Below are 18,234 nucleotides of genomic sequence, written 5' to 3' on the forward strand. Positions count from 1 at the left end.
GCTACGGCCCGTCGCCGACAGCTCGGCTCAGCCCAGACGCTCCAGGATCATCGCCATCCCCTGGCCGCCGCCGACGCACATGGTGATGAGGCCGGTGGACTTGTCGTGCCAGTCGAGGGAGTTGAGCATGGTGTTCTGCAGGCGCGCGCCCGTCATGCCGAACGGATGGCCCACCGCGATCGCGCCGCCGTTGATGTTGAGCTTGTCCATGTCGATGCCGAGGTCCTCGGCGGAGGGCAGCACCTGCGCGCCGAACGCCTCGTTGATCTCGACCAGGTCGATGTCGTCGATCGTCATGCCGGCGTACTTCAGCGCGTTGCGGGTCGCCTCCACCGGGCCCAGGCCCATCGTCTCGGGCGAGATGCCGGAGACGCCGGTCGACACGATCCGCGCCAGCGGGGTCAGGCCCAGCTCGGCCGCCTTGGTGTCGGACATGATCACGACGGCGGCGGCACCGTCGTTCAGCGGGCAGCAGTTGGCGGCCGTCACCACGCCGTCGGGACGGAACACCGGCTCGAGGTCCTTGACCTTGTCGTAGGTGACGCCGGCCCGCGGACCGTCGTCCTTGCTCACGACCGTGCCGTCCGGCAGGGTCACCGGAGTGATCTCGCGGGCCCAGAACCCGTCGTTGATGGCCTTCTCGGCCAGGTTCTGCGAGCGGACGCCGAAGTGGTCGAGGTCCTCGCGCTTGAGCCCGCGCAGCCGGGCGACGTTCTCGGCGGTCTGCCCCATCGCGATGTAGATGTCCGGCAGCTCGCCGTCCTGCCGCGGGTCGTGCCAGTCCTTGCCGCCCTTGGCGTACTCCTCGGTGCGCTTCTGGGCGTCCGCGAACTTGGGGTTCTTGGTGTTCGGGATGTGGTCCGAGGTGCCGAACTGGAAGCGGGAGACCGTCTCCACCCCGGCGGAGATGAAGACGTCGCCCTCCCCGGCCTTGATCGCGTGGAACGCCATCCGGGAGGTCTGCACCGAGGACGAGCAGTAGCGGGTGATGGTGGCGCCGGGGATCTCGTAGCCCATCAGCGTCGTCACGACCCGCGCCATGTTGTTGCCGGCCTCACCGCCGGGAAGGCCGCAGCCGAGCAGGAAGTCGTCGACGTCGTTGGGGTCCAGGGCCGGGATCTTGTCCAGGGCGGCCTGCGCGATGAACGCGGTGAGGTCGTCGGGCCGGAAGTCCTTGAGCGAGCCCTTGTTGGCGCGGCCGATCGGCGTGCGGGCGGCGGAAACGATGACGGCCTCGGGCATGGGCACTCCTCGGTGAGCGGGATGTCGGAACCTGGCCAGCGTAGTGGCCGGAGGTGTGACCGGCTGCGGTCGTGGCGGGTATCACATCGGCCGCTGCCGCGGGCGGGGCCTCCGCCGGCGACGACACGGCCGTGGAACGATGCGGCCGTGCGGCACCGGTACCTGTGCCCCCTGCGGTGGGGCGACCTCGACCTCCTCGGCCACGTCAACAACGTGCGCTACGTTGACTACCTCCAGGAGGCGCGCGGAGCCCTGCTCCGCTCCTGCCTCGCCGCAGCGGGCATCGAGCGCGAGGAGGGCGACGCCTACGTCGTCGTCCGTCACGAGGTCACCTTCCAGGCGCCCCTGCTGTTCGGCACCGAGCCGGCCGTCGTCGAGTCGTGGGTCACCGAGCTCCGGTCGGCGAGCTTCACCCTCGGTCACGAGATCTTCCACGAGCACCCCGACGGCACCCGCACCGTCTACCTGCGGGCGCGGACCGTGCTGGCCCCGCTCGTGGAGGCGACCGGCGTCCCACGCCGGGTCACCGACGAGGAGCGGACCGCGCTGGCGCCGTACGCCGAGGACGGCGGCGGGCGCTCGGTGCCCGTGCGCGTCGACGTCTCCCGCGAGCACGCCGCCCACTACCCGGTGCATGTCCGGTTCTCCGACATCGACGTCTACCGCCACGTCAACAACGTGCAGTACTTCGAGTACTTCCAGGAGGCCCGGATCGCGGTCTTCCTCAAGCTGAAGGCGGCGTTGAAGGACTTCCCACGGATCAACGTGGTCGTCGCCCAGACCGACCTCGAGTACGTCGCCCCGATGGTGCTGCGTCCCGAGCCCTACGACTGCTGGTCGGTGGTGTCCCGGATCGGGACCAAGTCGATGACCATCGAGTCGGAGATCCTCGACAGCACGGGTGCCGCGCCGGACGGCCGGGTGCTCGCGCGGTCCCGGGTGGTGCTGGTGTTCTTCGACCTCAGCACCCAGCGCTCGGTGGCACCCCCGGCCGGCTACCGCGAGGCGATCGCTGCTGTGCTCGGTGGTCCGCTCACCACCCCGGCGGCAGGGTCGTGAAGTCGGGCTGACGCCCCTCCGCGAACGCCGCCAGCGCCTCCAGGTTCGCCGGCCCGCCCATCAGCTCCGCGAACGCCGCGTTCTCGCGCTCCCGGGCGGCGCGGATCGCCTCCCGGTGCGGCTCGGTCATCGTGCGCTTGACCGCGACCAGGGAGGAGATCGGCCGGGTGGCCAGCAGCTCGGCGTGGCGACGTGCCTCGGGCAGCAGGTCGTCCGGGTCGCACACCCGCCAGACCAGACCCATCTCGCGTGCCTCCTCGGCGCCGATCCACTCCGCGGACAGCAGGGCCCACGCCGCGTTCTGCCGGCCGACGAGCGCCGGGAGGAGGTACGACGACGCGGCCTCCGGTGCGACGCCCAGTGACGTGAACGGGCACTTGAGCCGCGCCGAGGTCGACATGAACGCCAGGTCGGCGAAGCCGAGGATGGTGGCGCCGATGCCGAGCCCGAGGCCGTTGACCGCGACGACGAGCGGCTTCGGAAAGTCGACCAGGGCGTCGAGCAGGCCGAGGAAGCCGTGCTTGCCGCGCACGAACTCCGGGTCGGTCGCCATCCGGTGCATCTCCAGCAGGTCGGTGCCCGCGCTGAACGCGCGGCCGCTGCCCGTCAGCAGCACCACCGCGACCGCCGGGTCCTCGGCCGCCGCGAGCAGGGCGTCCGCCGTCGCGTCGTACAGGGCCTCGTTGAAGGCGTTGAGGGCGTCCGGACGGTCGAGGGTGAGGGTTCGGACGCGGTGACGGTCCGACACGAGCAGCGACATGCAGCGAAGGATAGAACGCGTTCTAGTCCGCTGTCGTGGCCGGACCCAGCACGGGCGGCCGCACCTCCGCGACGCGGCCCTCCGGGACCATCCGGGCGCGGAGCCTCTTCAGCCCGCGGTGTCGCGCGACTCGCACGGCGACCGCACTCATGCCGAGCGCCTCGGCCGTGGTGGCGATGTCGAGGTCGAGGACCTCCAGGCAGGCGATCACGTCCCGCTCCCGTGGCGGCAGCGAGTCCAGCGCCTGCTGCACCCACTCGTCGGCGATCAGGCGGTGCTCGGGCCCGGGGCCGTGCAGCTCCACACCGGCGGCCAGCGCGGCCGCGCCGCGCGCACGGGTCGCCGTCCGGCGCCACGCGTTCGAGGCGTGGTTGCGGGCGATCCCGAACAACCATCCGGCGAAGTCGGAGGAGTCGCCGGAGAAGTCGGCGATCCGCTCGGCCGCCACCATCCAGGCCGCGGCCGCGAGGTCGTCGGGCGCCTCGCCCCCGGGCACGGCGCGGGACTCCAGCCAGACCAGGAGCCTGCCTGCATGGGCGCGGTAGAGCTCGCGCCATGCGGCGGGGTCACCACGCTTGGCAGCGGCGACGGTCGCGTCGTCGTTGCGCACGGACCAGTCCCACCCCTAGCTGCCTCCCCGAGCCGGGCGAACCGCCCGGACTGTGTGCCCATTGTCGCGCGTCCGAGGCGGCTGCGCCCCGGTTTCGGCCGTTCCGGCTACCGGCGTGAGCCCCTGCCGGGACGCGCCGGGCGGGGGGAGCGGGGCTTGCGCTTCTTGCCGGCCTTCTTGCCTGCCTTGGCCGCCTTCTTGCCTGCCTTGCCCGCCCTCTTGCCCGCCTTCTTGCCCCACTTCGCGGCTGCCTTGTCGGCGGACTTCTTCGCGTAGCCCTGCTGCCCGACGCGCCGGCCGGGCCTGGGCTCGTCGGCGGCGTCGGCGGTGCGCTTCCCCGACCGCGGCGACCCGGCCCGGCGAGGGTCGTCGCGGTTCGACGGACGCTGCCCGCGATCGGCCCGAGGGTCGACGCCGCGCTCGGAGCGGGGGGAGGTGGTGCCCGGCAGCCCCGGGGACAGGGGGCTGCCGGGCAACGTGGATACGCCGGGTTGTGGGGTGCCGACGTCTCCACTGCTCGTGACGCTGGTCTCCTGCTGGACCGGGCGATCGGCGGGCGGATGTGGGGTCCGTACGCCGGTCTGCATGCCCGCTGCCCAGGTCGCCGCCACGATCACGGCCACCGAGGCCGTCGCAGCGATCATCCGGAGACCCGCCGACCGAGCCGCTCGAGGGGCCGCCGGGCGCGAGCGCGCGCCCAGGTCGGCCAGCACGCCGAGGAAGGCAGGATCGGGCTCGAGCGTCGGGGCAGCGACGCGGAGCCTCCGGGTCCGGTGGTGAGCCTTCATCGCCCTCTTCGGGTTCGCCTCGTGGGTGGAACGTGCGCGGAGCCGAGTCCCTGGGAGGAGGACTGTCTCTACCACGTACATGTGCGTCGCGGGGTGCGCTGTTACGTCGCGCCGGGAAATTCCTCCGCACGCGTCGCCTCCTGCGCCGCCACCTCGGTCCGCAGGCGCTTCAGCGCCCGGTGGTGCGCGACGCGGACGGCGACCGTGCTGATCCCCAGCGCGGCGGCCGTGGTCGCCACGTCCATGTCGAGCACCTCGCGGCAGGTCACCACGTCGCGCTCGCGCTCGGGCAGCGCGGCCAGCAGCCGACGCGCCCAGTCGCCCCCCGCAGCGGCCGGCTCGGGCCCCGGATCGGTCTCTGCGGAACCGGCGTCGAGGGAGACGGCCTCCCGCCGGGTGGCGCGCCGACGGACGTTGGTGGCGTGGTGCCGGGCGATCCCGAACAGCCAGCCGGCGAACTCCTCGCTGGTCCCGTGGAAGGTCGCGATCTTCTCCGCGGCCACCAGCCAGGCGGCGGAGGCGATGTCCTCGGGACTCTCGTCCCCGGACCAGCGGCCCTGGAGCCAGACCAGCAGTCGGCTGGCGTGGGCTCGGTAGAGCTCACGCCAGGCCTCGGCGTCACCTTGCTTGGCGGCAGTGACGACCTCGTCGTCGCTGGTCACTTCTCCTGGGCCACCTGCGCTTCCCGCGGCAGGGGGGACCGGCTGGCACCGGTGTCGCGGTCGAGGCCCGGCGCGCGCTCGCGGCCGTTGCCCTGCAGCTCGGCAGGGTCGACCGGCACGCCATCCGGAACGCGATCGAGTCCCGTCGGTTGGGGAACCGGCGGGACGTCGGGCAGTGGGGGAAGGTCGGGCAGCTCGGGCGCCCGGGTCAACCCCGGTGGGTCGCTCGGACGGTTGCCGCGCTCGCCCGGGGTGTCCGTGCTTCCCGACCCGGGGCCGGACGACGGTGAGCCCTTGTCCGGGACTGCGGGAGGTGCGGACTTCCCCTCACCCGCCGGCGGCGAGGTGCGCTCGCCGGCGGGGGACCGGGAGTCGTCGCGCTGTGGCGTCGCGACGTCTCCCGGTGTGGGGTCGGTCGGTTGGTGCGTGATGCGCTCCTCGGGGCGGAACGGTGAGTCCGTCCCGGGCAGGGCACCCGCTGCCCACGAGGTGGCGCCGACGGCGATCGCACCCCCCAGCACGATCGCGAGCCGCGCACCAACCGACCGACCCGGTCGCGGAGCGGGGGAGGCCGAGCCACGGCTCAGCTCCACCAGCTGCGCGAGCAGCACCGGGTCCGGGTCGACGGTGCGCAGGCCTGAGCGCAGCTCGTCGATCCAGTCCGGCCGGGTCATCTGTTCTCTTCCGAGAGTCGGTGTCCGTGACGAGTCACGGACGTGGGGCCGTCGTGGTCCCACATGCAGTACTCGTCACGAGGTGCGCGGGCCGTTACATCGAACCGGAAAACTTCTCCGGGCGCACGCCCCGCTCAGCCGGGGCTGTTGATCATGAAGTTGGCGGCGTGGGTCACGTACGCCCAGAACCGGGCGTCCTGCTCGGGGGTGAGCCCGGCGTCGTCCAGCGCGGCGCGGAAGTGAGCCAGCCACCGGTCGCGGGCGTCCTCGTCGACGGCGAACGACGCGTGCCGCATCCGCAGCCGTGGGTGGCCGCGCTGCTCGGAGTACGTCGTCGGGCCGCCCCAGTACTGCACGAGGAAGTGCAGGAAACGCTCCTCGGCCGGGCCCAGGTCGTCCTCGGGGTACATCGGCCGCAGCACCTCGTCCTGCGCGACACCCTCGTAGAACCTCGCGACGATCTTGCGGAACGTGGCGATCCCGCCGATCTCCTCGAAGAACGTCATCTCCTCGCTCACGGCACCATCATCCCTCGCCACCCGAGGCGGCGCTGCTTCCGGCCGCCGGCGTGGCCGGGCCGGCACCGCCGGAGCCGCGGTCCTCGCGGTGCCACACGACCCGCTGGGCGAACGGGATCTCGATCCCCTCGTGGTCGAAGCGGGCCTTGATCCGCTGCCGGAGGGCCCGCGCGACCGCCCACTGCTCGAGCGGCGCGGTCTTCACCATCACGCGCACGGTCACCGCGTCGGCCGCCAGCATCTCCACCCCGGTGACCTCGGGCTCCTCGATGACCACGCCACGGAACTCGTCGTCCTCCCACAGGTCGTGCGCGATCTCGCGCAGCACGCGCTGCACGCGCACCAGGTCCTCGCCGTACCCGACACCGACGTCGACGACGGCCCGCGACCAGTTCTGGCTCTTGTTGCCCACGCGCACGATCTCGCCGTTGGGGACGTACCAGACCGTGCCGTCGAGCGCGCGGAGCCGGGTCATCCGGAGCGTCACCGCCTCGACGGTGCCGTTGGCCTCACCCAGGTCGATGACGTCGCCGACGCCGTACTGGTCCTCGATGAAGATGAAGATGCCGGCCAGGAAGTCCTTCACCAGCGACTGGGCGCCGAAGCCGAGGGCGATGCCGATGATGCCCGCGCTCGCGATGATGGGCGCGATGTCGACGCCGAGCTCGCTGAGCACCATGGTGCCCACGACGGCGACCACGATGAAGGTGACGATGCTCTTGAGGACGCCGGCCATGGTGCCGGCCCGCTGCTTGCGCCGCGCCGCCACCGGGCTGTCGGCGCGCTCGGGAAGGACCCCCTTCTCGGCGCGGTTCGCGATCCGGTCGACGACCTTGTGCAGCAGCCAGCGGAAGAGCACGCCGAGCAGCAGCAGGCCGACGATCGCGAGCGGCGTGCCGATGAGGACGTCGGACCACTCGGCGAGCCTGCGGTTGCCGCTCCAGTCCCAGGTGAGCTGACAGACCTGGGCGCCGTCGTCGCACGGGGACTCGGCGGCCATCAGGGAGAGGTAGGGGGACAGCACCACGCCAGTGTGGCAAAGGGGAGGGGTCGCGCCCACCCGGCACCACCCGAGCGTCGCGACGCCGGTGCCGATATCCTCGTCCTCGTGACCAGCACTGTCGTACGACGCGTCCTCGGCGGCCTGTCCTTGCTCGGCATCGGCGCGCTGCTCGTCCTGGCGACCGCCGGACCCGCCGCAGCCGACACCCCGGAGCCGCGTCCCGGCGAGTGGGAGCCGAAGCCCGACATCGACGCGCTGGAGGCGCTGCTGCTCCTCGGCGGCGTCCCGCTGCTGGTGTTCGTCGTGGTCACCCTGCTCTACGTGGCCCCCGCGCTCGCGCGGGGCGAGGACCTGAGCCCGGACGCTCGGGAGCCCGAGAACCAGTGGCTCGGCGGCCCGCGGAAGTCCGCGGGTGAGCTCGCCGCACCCGACTCGGAGACCTCGCAGGCCGGCGGCGCCGGCGGCCGCTGGTAGCGCCGGCCAGGATCGCCATGATCACCAGCCGGACCCTGACCGAGGCGCAGCGCGCCGAGCTCGACGTCACCATCCGCAAGGCCGAGCAGGCTTGCCGAGCCGAGATCTCGGTCTTCGTGGGCACTGCGGTCGGCGACCCGCGGGCCTTCGCGACGAGTCTGCACAACACCCTCGTGCTGCCGTCCCGCAGCGTGCTGATCATGGTCGACCCGGACCGTCGGGTCGTCGAGATCGTCACCGGGGGCCACGTCCGCCAGCGCCTCACCGACCACGAGTCCGAGCAGGCCGTCGCGGCCATGACCGAGCAGTTCGCCCAGGGCGACCTCGCGGGCGGACTCCGCCGAGGGATCCAGCTCCTCGGGGAGTTCGCCCGCGACTGAGGGCCGCCCCGCTACCCGGCGTCCCGCTCCTGCGCGGCGAGGGCCCGCGCGACGTCTGCGCGTCCCTCGCGGACGTAGCGCACCGCGCCCGGGTTGACGGACTCGGCGTGCTGCGCGAGCCAGGCGTCGACCTTCTCCAGCGTGGCCGGCGTGGCCAGCACCCGCGGGAAGATGTGCTCGAGCGCGACCGACGCCTTGTGGGTCCCGAGCCGCTCCCACGTGTCGGCGACCTCGGAGAGGTAGGCGTCGACGTACGGCTCGAGCACGGCCTCCTGGCCCGGCTGGAGGAACGAGAACACGACGCTGCGCTGCGTCTCGTTGGGTGTCGACGGGTCGAGCATGGCCTGTCGCCAGGCGCGCTCCTTGGCCGCCGCCGTCGGCATCGCGGCGCGGGCCGCGGCCGCCTTCTCCTGGCCGGAGATCGTGTTGTCCTCCTCGAGCTCGGCGTCGATCCGCGCGTCGTCGACGCGTCCAAGGCGTGCGAGGTTGGTCAGCAGCGTCCAGCGGAGGTCCTGGTCGACGACCAGGCCGTCGAAGGACAGCGAGCCGTCCAGGAGCGCCTCGAGCTCGGCGCCGGCCTCGGCGGAACGCGCCGCGCCGGCGTACCCGCGGGCGAAGGTCAGCTGGTGGTCGGTCCCCGGCTCCGCCTTCTCGAGCAGGTCGCGGAGCCCGCGCTCCCAGCGCTCGGCGAGCGCGGCCCGGTGGGCCGGGGCGCTGTAGAGGTTCACCGCCTGCGCCGCCGACGCGGGGATCCGGCTGACTCCCCAGGAGTCGGTCTCGGACCCGATGTTGCCGAGCACCAGCTCGACGAAGTCGGTGGCCGCGAGCTCCGCGTCCCGTGTCATGTCCCAGGCCGCGCTCCAGACCAGTGCTCGCGCGAGCGAGTCGTCCAGGTCCGAGAGCCGCGCGATCGCGGTGCTGCGCGACCGCTCGTCCAGCCGGATCTTCGCGAAGGCGAGGTCCTGGTCGTTGAGCAGGAGGAGGTCGGGCTGCGTCCGCCCGACCAGCTCGGCCAGCTCGGTGCGCTCGCCGTCGACGTCGACCTCGACGTAGTCGGTGCGCACCAGCCGCCCGTCGGCGTCGCCGTTGTAGAACCCGATGCCGACGCGGTGGCGGCGCAGCGTCGGGTGGTCCGCCGGCGCGGACTGGCGGATGGCGAACGAGGTGTAGCCGCCGTCCTCACCCAGGGTGAACTCGGGCGTGAGGGTGTTGGTGCCTGCCGTCTGCAGCCACTCCTGCGCCCAGCCGGACAGCTCGCGGCCCGACGCCTTCTCCAGCGCGGTCAGCAGGTCGGTGAACTCGGTGTTGCCGAACTCGTGGTCCTTGAAGTACTGGCGCAGCCCCGCGAGGAACGGCTCCAGTCCCACCCAGGCCACCAGCTGCTTGAGGACCGCCGCGCCCTTGGCGTAGGTGATCATGTCGAAGTTCACCTCGACCGCGTGGAGGTCGACGTTGTCGGCCGCGATCGGGTGCGTCGAGGGCAGGGAGTCGGCGCGGTAGCCGGTCTGCTTGCGGGCGTTGGTGAAGCCGGTCCAGGCGTCGGCGTACGACGTCGCGAGCGCCTCGGCGTGGTAGCAGGCCCACTCCGCGAAGCTCTCGTTGAGCCACAGGTCGTCCCACCAGCGCATGGTGACGAGGTCGCCGAACCACATGTGGGCCATCTCGTGCAGGATGACGGAGGCGCGGAACTCGTAGAACGAGCGGGGCTGGCGCGACCGGGGGAGGTACTCGTCACGCAGCGTCACGCAGCCGGCGTTCTCCATCGCGCCCATGTTGTACTCCGGCACGTAGAGCTGGTCGTACTTGCCGAACGGGTAGGGGTAGTCGAAGGCGTCCTCGAAGAACTCGAAGCCCTGCCGCGTGAGGGTGACGATCTCCTCCCGGTCACGGTCGAGGAGCTCCTTCAGCGACTGGCGGCAGTAGTGGCCCAGGGGGATGCTGCCGTGCCTGCCCTCGTAGACGTCCTGGACCTCGTAGTAGTCGCCGGCCACGATCGCGGTGATGTAGGTGGACATCGGCCGAGTCGGTGGGAAGCTCCATACGGCCACGCCCTCGCCGGCCGGGGCGGGCTCCGGCGTCGGCGCGTTGGAGACGACCTTCCAGTGCGCGGGAGCGGTCACGTTGAAGGTGAACGGCGCCTTGAGGTCGGGCTGCTCGAAGGTGGTGAAGACCCGGCGGGCGTCCGGCACCTCGAACTGGGAGTAGAGGTACACCCGGCCGTCGACGGGGTCGACGAAGTGGTGGAGCCCCTCGCCGGTGTGGGAGTAGGTGCAGTCGGCTCGCACGACCAGCACGTTCTCCGCCTGGAGGTTGGGCAGCGCGATGCGGCTGTCGGCGTACGCCGTCGCGGGGTCCAGCGTCTCGCCGTTGAGCGTGATCTCGTGGACCGTCGCCCCGACGAGGTCGGCGAACGTCTCCCGGCCGGGCTCGCGGCAGGTGAACCGCAGGGTCGTCGTCGAGCCGAAGGTCTCGACCCCCTCGTCGACGGCGCGGGTCAGGTCGAGGTCGATCACGTAGGACGTCACGTCGACGAGGGCGGCGCGGGTAGCCGCCTCGTCGCGGGTGAGGTTGGTTCCAGGCATGCCGACATCCTTGCACCCGGCGGTTTTTGTCAGACAACAGCCGCTCAGGGGGGCCGCACGCCATCGGAACCGGGAACTACAAGGGTGTAACTCTCATTTGTCAAAGCGACACGCCTGTGAAAGGTGAGATTTTCGGGGTTTTTGTTGCGCTGTGAGGCGCTTGTGCCCGAAGGTGATCGTCATGCGCAGACGAGGGATCGCCATGCGCTGGGGGAGCTCGCTCGTCACCAGCGCCTTGTTCGCCACCCTCGTGGTGCTGGCCGGGCCGTCGGCACCGGTGCGGGTCGCGACCGACCCATCGGCCGGCAACACCTATCTGTGCAGCGGTTACTCCGGGTGCCGCAGCGCCGGCTACTCCGACGCCGGCTACGGCGCGGTCAACAACCGGATGTACTGGCGGATGTACTCCGGCCACAACTGCACGAACTACGTCGCCTACCGGATCATCGAGAACGGCGGCCCTGCGGAGCGACCCTGGTCCGGTGGTGGCAACGCCAGCGAGTGGGGCCTCCACATGTCGCGGATCACCGACCAGACGCCCAACGTCGGCGCGGTCGCCTGGTGGGGGCGCTACGACAACGGCAGCGGGTCCGCGGGCCACGTCGCCTATGTCGAGAAGGTCATCTCCTCGACCGAGATCGTGGTGTCCGAGGACAGCTGGGGGGGCACCTTCCACTGGCGTCGGATCACCAAGAGCAGCGGCCGCTGGCCCACCGGCTTCATCCACTTCGTCGACAAGACGATCCGACCCACGGCCAAGCCGACCATCTCGGGCACGCCCGCAGTCGGCGGCAAGCTCACGGCGGCCCCCGGCAGCTGGTCGGTCCGGCCCTCGGCGTACTACTACCACTGGCACGTCGACGGCGTCTCGACCGGCGTGCTGACCCGGTCCTACGCGCCGCGGCCGGAGGACCTGGGTCGCACCATCACGGTCAAGGTCCGAGCCAAGCGGTCCGGCTACACCGACGGCGTCGAGTACTCCAGCGCCACCCGGTCGGTCGCTCCGGGCACGTTCGCCATGGGCGACGCCCCGGTGGTGTCCGGGACGCCCTACGTGGACGAGGTCCTCACCGCGACCACGGGCAGCTGGACGCCCCAGCCCGGCTTCATCGGGTTCCGCTGGTACGCCGACGGCGTGAAGATCCCGCGCAACAACAAGGCCCGCCTGCGCCTCACCAAGGAGCTGGTCGGCAAGTCGATCACCGCGGTCGCGGTCGTCCGCGGCGAGGGGTACGACGAGGCGCTGTCGCCGGCGGCCGACGGCGGCAAGGTGCTGGTCGGCACGATCGAGGTGAGCAGCCCGTTCACGGTCACCGGGCGGCCGAGGTACGGCGAGAGGCTGCGGGTCGAGGCCGGCAGCTACACGCCGCAGGACGCCGCGGTGGCCTACCAGTGGCTGCGTGACGGTGTCCCGCTGAAGGGCGCCACCGCGCCGACGTACCGGCTGAAGGCGGCGGACGTGGGCAGGAAGGTCACGGCGCAGGTCACCCTGACGCGCCGCAACTACGCGCCCTGGACCGAGATGCTGCCGGCCCCGGGCGTGGTCACCAGCCCGGCGACGGTCACGCTGGTCACCGACGATCGCAAGGGAAAGGCCTACGTGCGGGTGCGGGTCAGGGCCCGCGGCGTCTGGCCGGTGACCGGGCAGGTCTCGATCAGGGTCGGCGGCTGGCGCGACACGGTGGAGCTCGCCAACGGTGGCGCGAGCGTGCGGGTGCCGGTCAGCCGGCCGGGACGGCGCGACGTGGTGGTGCGCTACCTGGGCTCCACCTCCGTCACGCCCGCCAAGGCGTCGGGCTCGGTCACGGTCCGGTAGGGGAATGCGGGCGGGCCCGCACGCGGTTGCGCCTGCATGACCTCCACCGAGACGAGCAACCGCGCCGACTTCTGGTTCGACCCCGCCTGCCCGTTCGCCTGGATCAGCTCCCGGTGGATCCTGGAGGTGGAGCGGGTCCGGGACGTCCAGGTCGCCTGGCACGTGATGAGCCTCGCCTACCTCAACCAGGACAAGGACATCCCGCAGGAGTACCGCGACTTCCTCGCGCCGGCCTGGGGTCCGGTGCGGGTCCTCGTCGCCGCGCAACAGAAGTACGGCGACGGCGTGCTTCGCCCGCTCTACGACGCGTTCGGCCAGCGCCTCCACGTGGAGGGCCGCGCGCTGCACAAGGAGCCTGACGGCGGCCGGGGGCTGATCGCCGAGGTGCTCGCCGAGGTGGGGCTCGATGCCGCGCTGGTGGAGGCGGCCGACGACGCGTCGTACGACGACGCCGTGGCGCGGTCGCACCACGCGGGCATGGACGCGGTCGGTGACGACGTGGGCACGCCGACCATCCACATCAACGGCTCGGCGTTCTTCGGCCCGGTGCTGTCGAAGATCCCGCGCGGGGAGGACGCCGGCAGGCTCTGGGACGGCTGCGTCGCGGTGGCCTCGTTCCCCTACTTCTACGAGCTCAAGCGCACCCGGACCGGCGAGCTCGACTTCAGCTGATCTGGTTCGCCGGCCGCCCGCGGCGGTCCCTAGAGTTGGCGCCATGACCCACGTGCTCTCCGCCGTCGCCTGGCCGTACGCCAACGGCCCGCGCCACATCGGCCACGTGGCCGGCTTCGGCGTGCCCTCCGACGTCTTCAGCCGCTACCAGCGGATGGCGGGCAACGAGGTGCTGATGGTGTCGGGGTCCGACGAGCACGGCACGCCGATCCTGATCGCGGCCGACGAGGCCGGCATGACTCCCCAGGAGCTCGCGGACAAGAACCACCGGCTGATCGTGGAGGACCTGGTCGCGCTGGGGATCAGCTACGACCTCTACACCCGCACGACGACGCGCAACCACCACGCCGTCGTGCAGGAGCTGTTCCTCGGCGTGCACGCCAACGGCTACTTCGTCGAGCAGACCACCTACGGCGCGATCTCGCCGTCCACGGGCCGCACCCTGCCGGACCGCTACATCGAGGGCACCTGCCCGAACTGCGGGTACGACGGCGCCCGCGGCGACCAGTGCGACAACTGCGGCAAGCAGCTCGACCCCCAGGACCTGAAGAACCCCCGGTCGCGGATCAACGGCGAGACGCCCCAGTTCGTCGAGACCCAGCACTTCTTCCTGGACCTCCCCGCCGTCGCCGAGGCGCTGCAGGCGTGGCTCGACGAGCGGGAGGCGACCGGGCTGTGGCGGCCCAACGTCATCCGCTTCTCGCAGAACATCCTCGAGGAGATCAGGCCGCGGGCGATGACGCGCGACATCGACTGGGGGATCGCGGTGCCGCTGGACGGCTGGCGCGACAACCCGACGAAGAAGCTCTACGTGTGGTTCGACGCCGTCATCGGCTACCTGTCGGCCTCCATCGAGTGGGCGCGCCGGCTCGGGGAGCCGGACCGCTGGCGCGAGTGGTGGAACGACCCCGAGGCGCTGTCCTACTACTTCATGGGCAAGGACAACATCACCTTTCACTCCCAGATCTGGCCGGCCGAGCTGCTGGCCTACTCCGGCCGGGGCAGCAAGGGCGGCGAGCCTCGGGAGTACGGCGTGCTGAACCTGCCGACCGAGGTGGTGTCGTCGGAGTTCCTCACCATGGAGGGCCGCAAGTTCTCCTCGTCCAAAAAGGTCGTCATCTACGTGCGCGACCTGCTGTCGCGCTACCAGCCCGACGCGTTCCGCTACTTCGTGGCCGCGGCCGGTCCGGAGAACCAGGACTCCGACTTCACCTGGGCGGAGTTCGTGCGGCGCACCAACGACGAGCTGGTGGCGGGGTGGGGCAACCTGGTGAACCGCACGACGAACCTGATCGCGAAGAACTTCCGCGAGATCCCGCCGGCGGGTGAGCTGACCGCCGCAGACCGCGCCGTCCTCGCCGCGGTCGAGGCCGCCTTCGGCACTGTCGGCGACCTGATCGGCCGGCACCGCCAGAAGCAGGCGATCGGCGAGGCGATGCGCGCCGTCGCCGAGGTCAACCGGTACGTCTCCGACCACGAGCCGTGGAAGCTCAAGGAGGATGCCCAGCGGGAGCGTCTCGCGACGATCCTCCACGTCACCGCGCAGTGCGTCGCGGACCTCAACCTGGTGCTGAGCCCCTTCCTGCCGTTCTCGGCCAACGAGGTCGACCGGGCGCTCGGCGGCGCGGGCGAGGTGGCGCCGATGCCGCGGATCGAGGAGGTGACCGACCTCGACGACCCGGCGCGCGACTATCCGGTGATCACCGGGGAGTACTCGCGCTTCCCGCAGTGGCGGCGGCACCCGATCGAGGTGGGCCGCGCGGTCGCGAAGCCGTCGCCGGTCTTCACCAAGCTCGACCCGTCGGTGGTGGACGAGGAGCTGGCCCGCCTCGACGCCTGACCCACCGCCTGGTCCGGGGCCGAGTCGCCGGCCGCCCGCTGGGTACCGCAGGGGCATGAGCGCTACAGCCGACCCCCACTTCGACCCCGACTTCGGTCCCGACTTCGACCCCGAGGCGGTGCGCGCGGCGACCCAGGCGGCTGTCGACGCGACCGCGACGATGTACACCACCGACGCGGGCCTCGACGTGGAGCAGCGGCTCCGGATCGAGATGCAGGACCGCGGCCTCGACGTGGACGACGACGACTGGGTCGCCGAGGTCGCCCGCCGGGTGCGCTCCGGCCACGACGTGCGGGTGGGCCTTCCGGGCCAGGAGGAGGGGGACCGGCGATGACGGACCTCACGGCACTGGTGCTGAGCTGCACCCTGAAGAAGTCTCCCGCGGAGTCCAGCTCGGTGCTGATCGGCGAGCGGGTGCTCGCCGCGCTGCGCGAGCACGACGTCGGCGGTGAGCTGGTGCGGGTGGTGGACCATCCGGTCGCGTTCGGCGTGACCACCGACGAGGGCGACGGCGACGCGTGGCCGTCGCTGCGGGCCAAGATGCTCGCCGCCGACATCCTCGTCCTCGCCACGCCGATCTGGCTCGGCCAGCCCGCTGCGGTCTGCAAGATGGTGCTCGAGCGGCTCGACGCCGAGCTCGGCGAGACCGACGACGAGGGCCGGCTGCTCACCTACGGCAAGGTCGGCGGCGTGGCGGTGGTCGGCAACGAGGACGGCGCCCACCACGTCACGGCGGAGGTGCTCCAGGCACTCAACGACGTGGGGTTCAGCATTCCCGCCGCCGCCAGCACCTACTGGGTCGGCGAGGCGATGCACGGCACCGACTACAAGGAGCTCGACCCGCCGCCGGAGAAGACCGAGCAGACCACCAGCACGCTCGCCGCTCACGTGGTCCACCTGGCGCGGCTGCTGAAGGCCTCGCCCTTCCCGCCGGTCTGAGGGATCAGGCCGGTCTCAGGGGTGCAGGGTCGAGCCCTTGACCACCTTGTCGACGGCGTTCCGGGGGCCGTGCACGGCGACGCCGACGAGGTCCAGGTCCGGTCCGCCCACGGCGGCGACCACGGCGCGGTTCGCTGCGTCGTGGCCGGTGCGGAACATCTCGCCGGTGTAGACGGCGAGGGCCAGCCCGCGTCGTACGGCGCGCTCGCGTGCGGTGGCCAGTCCCTCCCTCGTGCCGGCGAAGACGAGCACCGGCATCCCCAGCATCGGCAGGTAGGAGGTCCCGTCCGCATCGGCGTACCGCTCGCCCACCAGCTGCGGGTGCCCGGCGGCGATGCCGCTGGCGAGGAAGGCCGTCACGTTGAGGCGCTGCCAGGTCTGCAGGTCGTCGCGCACCACGATCGCGATCTTGGTGTCGAAGGGGGGAGTCAACGGGTCGGTGTCGGTCACCGCTCCAGCGTGGGCGCGTCGCGCCCGCGCGGTCTTGTACGTTCCTGACATGGAGCCGGCTCCGCGGATCCGCGCGTGGCGTCCCGACGTGCCCGGTGTGGCCGAGGTGCTCCATGCCCGCTTCCCGCGGCACCGGTATCCCATGCACACGCACGACACCTGGGCGCTGCTGGTGGTCGACGCGGGCTCGGTCCGGTACGGCCTGGAGCGCCGCGAGCACGGCGTGCACGGTCCGCTGGTCACCGTGCTGCCGCCCGGGGTGGCGCACGACGGCCAGAACGCCACGCCCGACGGCTTCCGGAAGCGGGTGCTCTACCTCGACGCGGCGCGGATCGACAGCCGGCTGGTGGGCCGGGCGGTCGATCGGCCGGGCTGGCCGGACCCGCTGCTCCGGTCCGACCTCGACCGCCTCCACCGGGCGATCTCCCGGCCCGGCGACGAGCTGGAGGCGGAGTCCCGGCTGGCCCTGGTGGTCGAGCGGCTCACGTCCCACCTCACCGGTGCCGGGCCCGCTGTCGGTGCTCACCGGGCGCCGACCCTGGCCCGCCGGCTCCGTGAGCTGCTCGACGCCCGGGTGGTGGAGGGGCTGACGCTCGCCGAGGCGGCCGGGCTGCTCGAGGCCCACCCGACGCACCTGGTGCGTGCCTTCACCCGGGAGACAGGCGTGCCACCGCACCGCTACCTGGTCGGCCGCCGCCTCGACGCGGCCCGCCACCGCCTGCTGGCGGGGGAGCGGCCGGCCGAGGTCGCGGTCGCGGTCGGCTTCCACGACCAGGCGCACCTGACCCGTCACTTCCGGCGGCTGCTCGGCGTCACGCCAGCGGCGTACGCACGTTCCGGGCGGCGCCCGGCACCCTCGTAGGGTGCCGGCATGGCGCTCTTCCCGCAGGCCCGCAAGGCCGTCGAGCAGTCCCGCGACGAGCTCTCCGTCACCGATCCCGCCTACGACCTCGCGGCCGCCCGTGAGCAGGACCGGCGGACCGCGCTGACCCAGCCGCGCGAGGACGTGGCCGAGGTCCGCGACGTCGACGCCGGTGGCGTCCCGGCGCGGCTCTACCTCCCCGAGGGGTACGACGCCGTGGTGCTCCACGCCCACGGCGGCGGGTTCGTGCTCAACGACGTCGAGGTGCACGACGCAGCGGCGCGTCGACTGGCCAACCGGTCGGGGATGGCGGTGCTGAGCGTCGACTACCGCCGGCCGCCCGAGCACCGCTTCCCCGCCGCCCCCGACGACATGACCGCCGCGGCCGGCTGGCTCGCCGACCAGCCCGAGCTCGCCGGTCTGCCGACCTTCGCTCACGGGGACAGCGCCGGCGGCAACCTCGCACTGGTCGCGGCGCTCCGCCACCCCGGCCGGTTCGCGGGCGCGGCCCTGATCTACCCGTTCCTGGACCCCACGGCGTCCTTCGACTCCTACCGGACCGCCGCAGAGGGCTTCGACCCGGCCGAGGCCGCGTGGTACTGGGAGCAGTACGCCGCCACGCCCGCGGACCTCGAGCACCCGGACCTGGCGCCGCTGCGGTCCGACCGACTGGCCTCGCTGCCGCCGACGCTGGTGATCACCGCCGAGCACGACCCACTGCGCGACGAGGGCGAGCACCTCGCCGGCCTCCTCGCCGAGTCCGGCGTGGAGGTCGTCGCGACCCGCTACCTCGGCCAGGTGCACGGCTTCTGGCGGCATCCGGATGCCTTCGACGCGGCGGAGCCGGCGGTGCGCCAGGTCAGCGGCTGGATGCGGATGGTGGCCGACCGGGTCCGCTGAAAT

20 protein-coding genes are annotated in these 18,234 nt (G+C 72.1%); 10 read left to right on the forward strand and 10 right to left on the reverse strand.

Annotation, left to right across the window (positions count from 1 at the left end):
• Positions 1-27: 27 nt before the first annotated feature.
• Entirely contained in the window at positions 28-1,242 is a 1,215-nt protein-coding gene (locus ACPOLA_RS02725; RefSeq protein WP_435768850.1) for an acetyl-CoA C-acetyltransferase, read from the reverse strand.
• Between the two features lie 147 nt (positions 1,243-1,389).
• Here ACPOLA_RS02725 and ACPOLA_RS02730 point away from each other — a divergent pair, with 147 nt between their 5' ends.
• Entirely contained in the window at positions 1,390-2,301 is a 912-nt protein-coding gene (locus ACPOLA_RS02730; protein ID WP_435768851.1) for an acyl-CoA thioesterase, read from the forward strand.
• On the opposite strand, the gene ACPOLA_RS02735 is transcribed toward ACPOLA_RS02730, so the two are convergent.
• From ACPOLA_RS02735 to ACPOLA_RS02765, 7 genes are all read right to left on the reverse strand, one after another.
• A complete protein-coding gene (locus ACPOLA_RS02735) occupies positions 2,276-3,061 on the reverse strand; it encodes an enoyl-CoA hydratase/isomerase family protein (protein ID WP_435768852.1) in 786 nt (261 codons plus the stop codon). The genes ACPOLA_RS02730 and ACPOLA_RS02735 overlap by 26 nt on opposite strands.
• Before the next feature lie 22 nt (positions 3,062-3,083).
• A complete protein-coding gene (locus ACPOLA_RS02740) occupies positions 3,084-3,671 on the reverse strand; it encodes an RNA polymerase sigma factor (protein WP_435768853.1) in 588 nt (195 codons plus the stop codon).
• 107 nt (positions 3,672-3,778) lie between these two features.
• Positions 3,779-4,315, reverse strand: coding sequence for a hypothetical protein (locus ACPOLA_RS02745; RefSeq protein WP_435768854.1), 537 nt, complete (start codon positions 4,313-4,315; stop codon positions 3,779-3,781).
• Positions 4,316-4,560: 245 nt separating this feature from the next.
• Positions 4,561-5,121: an RNA polymerase sigma factor gene (locus ACPOLA_RS02750; RefSeq protein ID WP_435768855.1), complete on the reverse strand. Its 561-nt coding sequence runs from the start codon at positions 5,119-5,121 to the stop codon at positions 4,561-4,563.
• Positions 5,118-5,795: a hypothetical protein gene (locus ACPOLA_RS02755; protein WP_435768856.1), complete on the reverse strand. Its 678-nt coding sequence runs from the start codon at positions 5,793-5,795 to the stop codon at positions 5,118-5,120. Before ACPOLA_RS02755 ends, ACPOLA_RS02750 begins: the two co-directional genes overlap by 4 nt.
• A gap of 134 nt (positions 5,796-5,929) precedes the next feature.
• Positions 5,930-6,301: a globin gene (locus tag ACPOLA_RS02760; RefSeq protein WP_435768961.1), complete on the reverse strand. Its 372-nt coding sequence runs from the start codon at positions 6,299-6,301 to the stop codon at positions 5,930-5,932.
• A 19-nt stretch (positions 6,302-6,320) separates the two neighbouring features.
• The gene (locus ACPOLA_RS02765) at positions 6,321-7,337 is read right to left on the reverse strand and encodes a mechanosensitive ion channel family protein (protein ID WP_435768857.1); all 1,017 of its coding nucleotides are present in this window, start codon (positions 7,335-7,337) and stop codon (positions 6,321-6,323) included.
• 84 nt (positions 7,338-7,421) lie between these two features.
• Here ACPOLA_RS02765 and ACPOLA_RS02770 point away from each other — a divergent pair, with 84 nt between their 5' ends.
• Positions 7,422-7,790, forward strand: a complete 369-nt coding sequence (locus ACPOLA_RS02770) for a hypothetical protein (RefSeq protein WP_435768858.1) — start codon at positions 7,422-7,424, stop codon at positions 7,788-7,790.
• A gap of 17 nt (positions 7,791-7,807) precedes the next feature.
• Positions 7,808-8,170, forward strand: a complete 363-nt coding sequence (locus ACPOLA_RS02775; protein ID WP_435768859.1) for a DUF5130 family protein — start codon at positions 7,808-7,810, stop codon at positions 8,168-8,170.
• 11 nt (positions 8,171-8,181) lie between these two features.
• On the opposite strand, the gene pepN is transcribed toward ACPOLA_RS02775, so the two are convergent.
• Entirely contained in the window at positions 8,182-10,752 is a 2,571-nt protein-coding gene (gene pepN / locus ACPOLA_RS02780) for an aminopeptidase N (protein WP_435768860.1), read from the reverse strand.
• A gap of 181 nt (positions 10,753-10,933) precedes the next feature.
• On the opposite strand from pepN, the gene ACPOLA_RS02785 reads away from it, so the two are divergent.
• The 5 genes from ACPOLA_RS02785 to ACPOLA_RS02805 are packed head-to-tail and all read left to right on the forward strand — an operon-like array spanning position 10,934 to position 16,019.
• Positions 10,934-12,568, forward strand: a complete 1,635-nt coding sequence (locus ACPOLA_RS02785; protein WP_435768861.1) for a CHAP domain-containing protein — start codon at positions 10,934-10,936, stop codon at positions 12,566-12,568.
• Between the two features lie 36 nt (positions 12,569-12,604).
• A complete protein-coding gene (locus tag ACPOLA_RS02790; protein WP_435768862.1) occupies positions 12,605-13,240 on the forward strand; it encodes a mycothiol-dependent nitroreductase Rv2466c family protein in 636 nt (211 codons plus the stop codon).
• A 43-nt stretch (positions 13,241-13,283) separates the two neighbouring features.
• Positions 13,284-15,080, forward strand: a complete 1,797-nt coding sequence (gene metG, locus ACPOLA_RS02795; RefSeq protein ID WP_435768863.1) for a methionine--tRNA ligase — start codon at positions 13,284-13,286, stop codon at positions 15,078-15,080.
• 55 nt (positions 15,081-15,135) lie between these two features.
• A complete protein-coding gene (locus tag ACPOLA_RS02800; protein ID WP_435768864.1) occupies positions 15,136-15,414 on the forward strand; it encodes a hypothetical protein in 279 nt (92 codons plus the stop codon).
• On the forward strand, positions 15,411-16,019 hold the full coding sequence (locus tag ACPOLA_RS02805; protein WP_435768865.1) for a flavodoxin family protein: 609 nt from the start codon (positions 15,411-15,413) through the stop codon (positions 16,017-16,019). Before ACPOLA_RS02800 ends, ACPOLA_RS02805 begins: the two co-directional genes overlap by 4 nt.
• A gap of 15 nt (positions 16,020-16,034) precedes the next feature.
• Here ACPOLA_RS02805 and ACPOLA_RS02810 read toward each other — a convergent pair whose 3' ends face one another.
• Positions 16,035-16,469: a DUF2000 family protein gene (locus ACPOLA_RS02810; RefSeq protein WP_435768866.1), complete on the reverse strand. Its 435-nt coding sequence runs from the start codon at positions 16,467-16,469 to the stop codon at positions 16,035-16,037.
• 49 nt (positions 16,470-16,518) lie between these two features.
• Between ACPOLA_RS02810 and ACPOLA_RS02815 the strand changes: the two genes are divergently transcribed.
• Positions 16,519-17,331, forward strand: a complete 813-nt coding sequence (locus tag ACPOLA_RS02815) for an AraC family transcriptional regulator (RefSeq protein ID WP_435768867.1) — start codon at positions 16,519-16,521, stop codon at positions 17,329-17,331.
• A 9-nt stretch (positions 17,332-17,340) separates the two neighbouring features.
• Positions 17,341-18,231, forward strand: a complete 891-nt coding sequence (locus tag ACPOLA_RS02820) for an alpha/beta hydrolase (protein WP_435768868.1) — start codon at positions 17,341-17,343, stop codon at positions 18,229-18,231.
• The last annotated feature ends 3 nt before the right edge of the window (positions 18,232-18,234 follow it).

Source organism: Nocardioides proteolyticus (assembly GCF_051280635.3).
In the GTDB taxonomy this organism is placed as follows: Bacteria; Actinomycetota; Actinomycetes; order Propionibacteriales; family Nocardioidaceae; genus Nocardioides.

What these genes read in the sequence shown, in the direction of transcription:
- ACPOLA_RS02725 (WP_435768850.1), bottom strand. Translation starts at nt 1,242, where the DNA reads ATGCCCGAGGCCGTCATCGTTTCCGCCGCCCGCACGCCGATCGGCCGC.
- ACPOLA_RS02735 (WP_435768852.1), bottom strand. Translation starts at nt 3,061, where the DNA reads ATGTCGCTGCTCGTGTCGGACCGTCACCGCGTCCGAACCCTCACCCTC.
- ACPOLA_RS02745 (WP_435768854.1), bottom strand. Translation starts at nt 4,315, where the DNA reads ATGATCGCTGCGACGGCCTCGGTGGCCGTGATCGTGGCGGCGACCTGG.
- ACPOLA_RS02755 (WP_435768856.1), bottom strand. Translation starts at nt 5,795, where the DNA reads ATGACCCGGCCGGACTGGATCGACGAGCTGCGCTCAGGCCTGCGCACC.
- ACPOLA_RS02760 (WP_435768961.1), bottom strand. Translation starts at nt 6,301, where the DNA reads ATGACGTTCTTCGAGGAGATCGGCGGGATCGCCACGTTCCGCAAGATC.
- ACPOLA_RS02775 (WP_435768859.1), top strand. Translation starts at nt 7,808, where the DNA reads ATGATCACCAGCCGGACCCTGACCGAGGCGCAGCGCGCCGAGCTCGAC.
- pepN (WP_435768860.1), bottom strand. Translation starts at nt 10,752, where the DNA reads ATGCCTGGAACCAACCTCACCCGCGACGAGGCGGCTACCCGCGCCGCC.
- ACPOLA_RS02785 (WP_435768861.1), top strand. Translation starts at nt 10,934, where the DNA reads ATGCGCAGACGAGGGATCGCCATGCGCTGGGGGAGCTCGCTCGTCACC.
- ACPOLA_RS02790 (WP_435768862.1), top strand. Translation starts at nt 12,605, where the DNA reads ATGACCTCCACCGAGACGAGCAACCGCGCCGACTTCTGGTTCGACCCC.
- metG (WP_435768863.1), top strand. Translation starts at nt 13,284, where the DNA reads ATGACCCACGTGCTCTCCGCCGTCGCCTGGCCGTACGCCAACGGCCCG.
- ACPOLA_RS02800 (WP_435768864.1), top strand. Translation starts at nt 15,136, where the DNA reads ATGAGCGCTACAGCCGACCCCCACTTCGACCCCGACTTCGGTCCCGAC.
- ACPOLA_RS02805 (WP_435768865.1), top strand. Translation starts at nt 15,411, where the DNA reads ATGACGGACCTCACGGCACTGGTGCTGAGCTGCACCCTGAAGAAGTCT.
- ACPOLA_RS02815 (WP_435768867.1), top strand. Translation starts at nt 16,519, where the DNA reads ATGGAGCCGGCTCCGCGGATCCGCGCGTGGCGTCCCGACGTGCCCGGT.
- ACPOLA_RS02820 (WP_435768868.1), top strand. Translation starts at nt 17,341, where the DNA reads ATGGCGCTCTTCCCGCAGGCCCGCAAGGCCGTCGAGCAGTCCCGCGAC.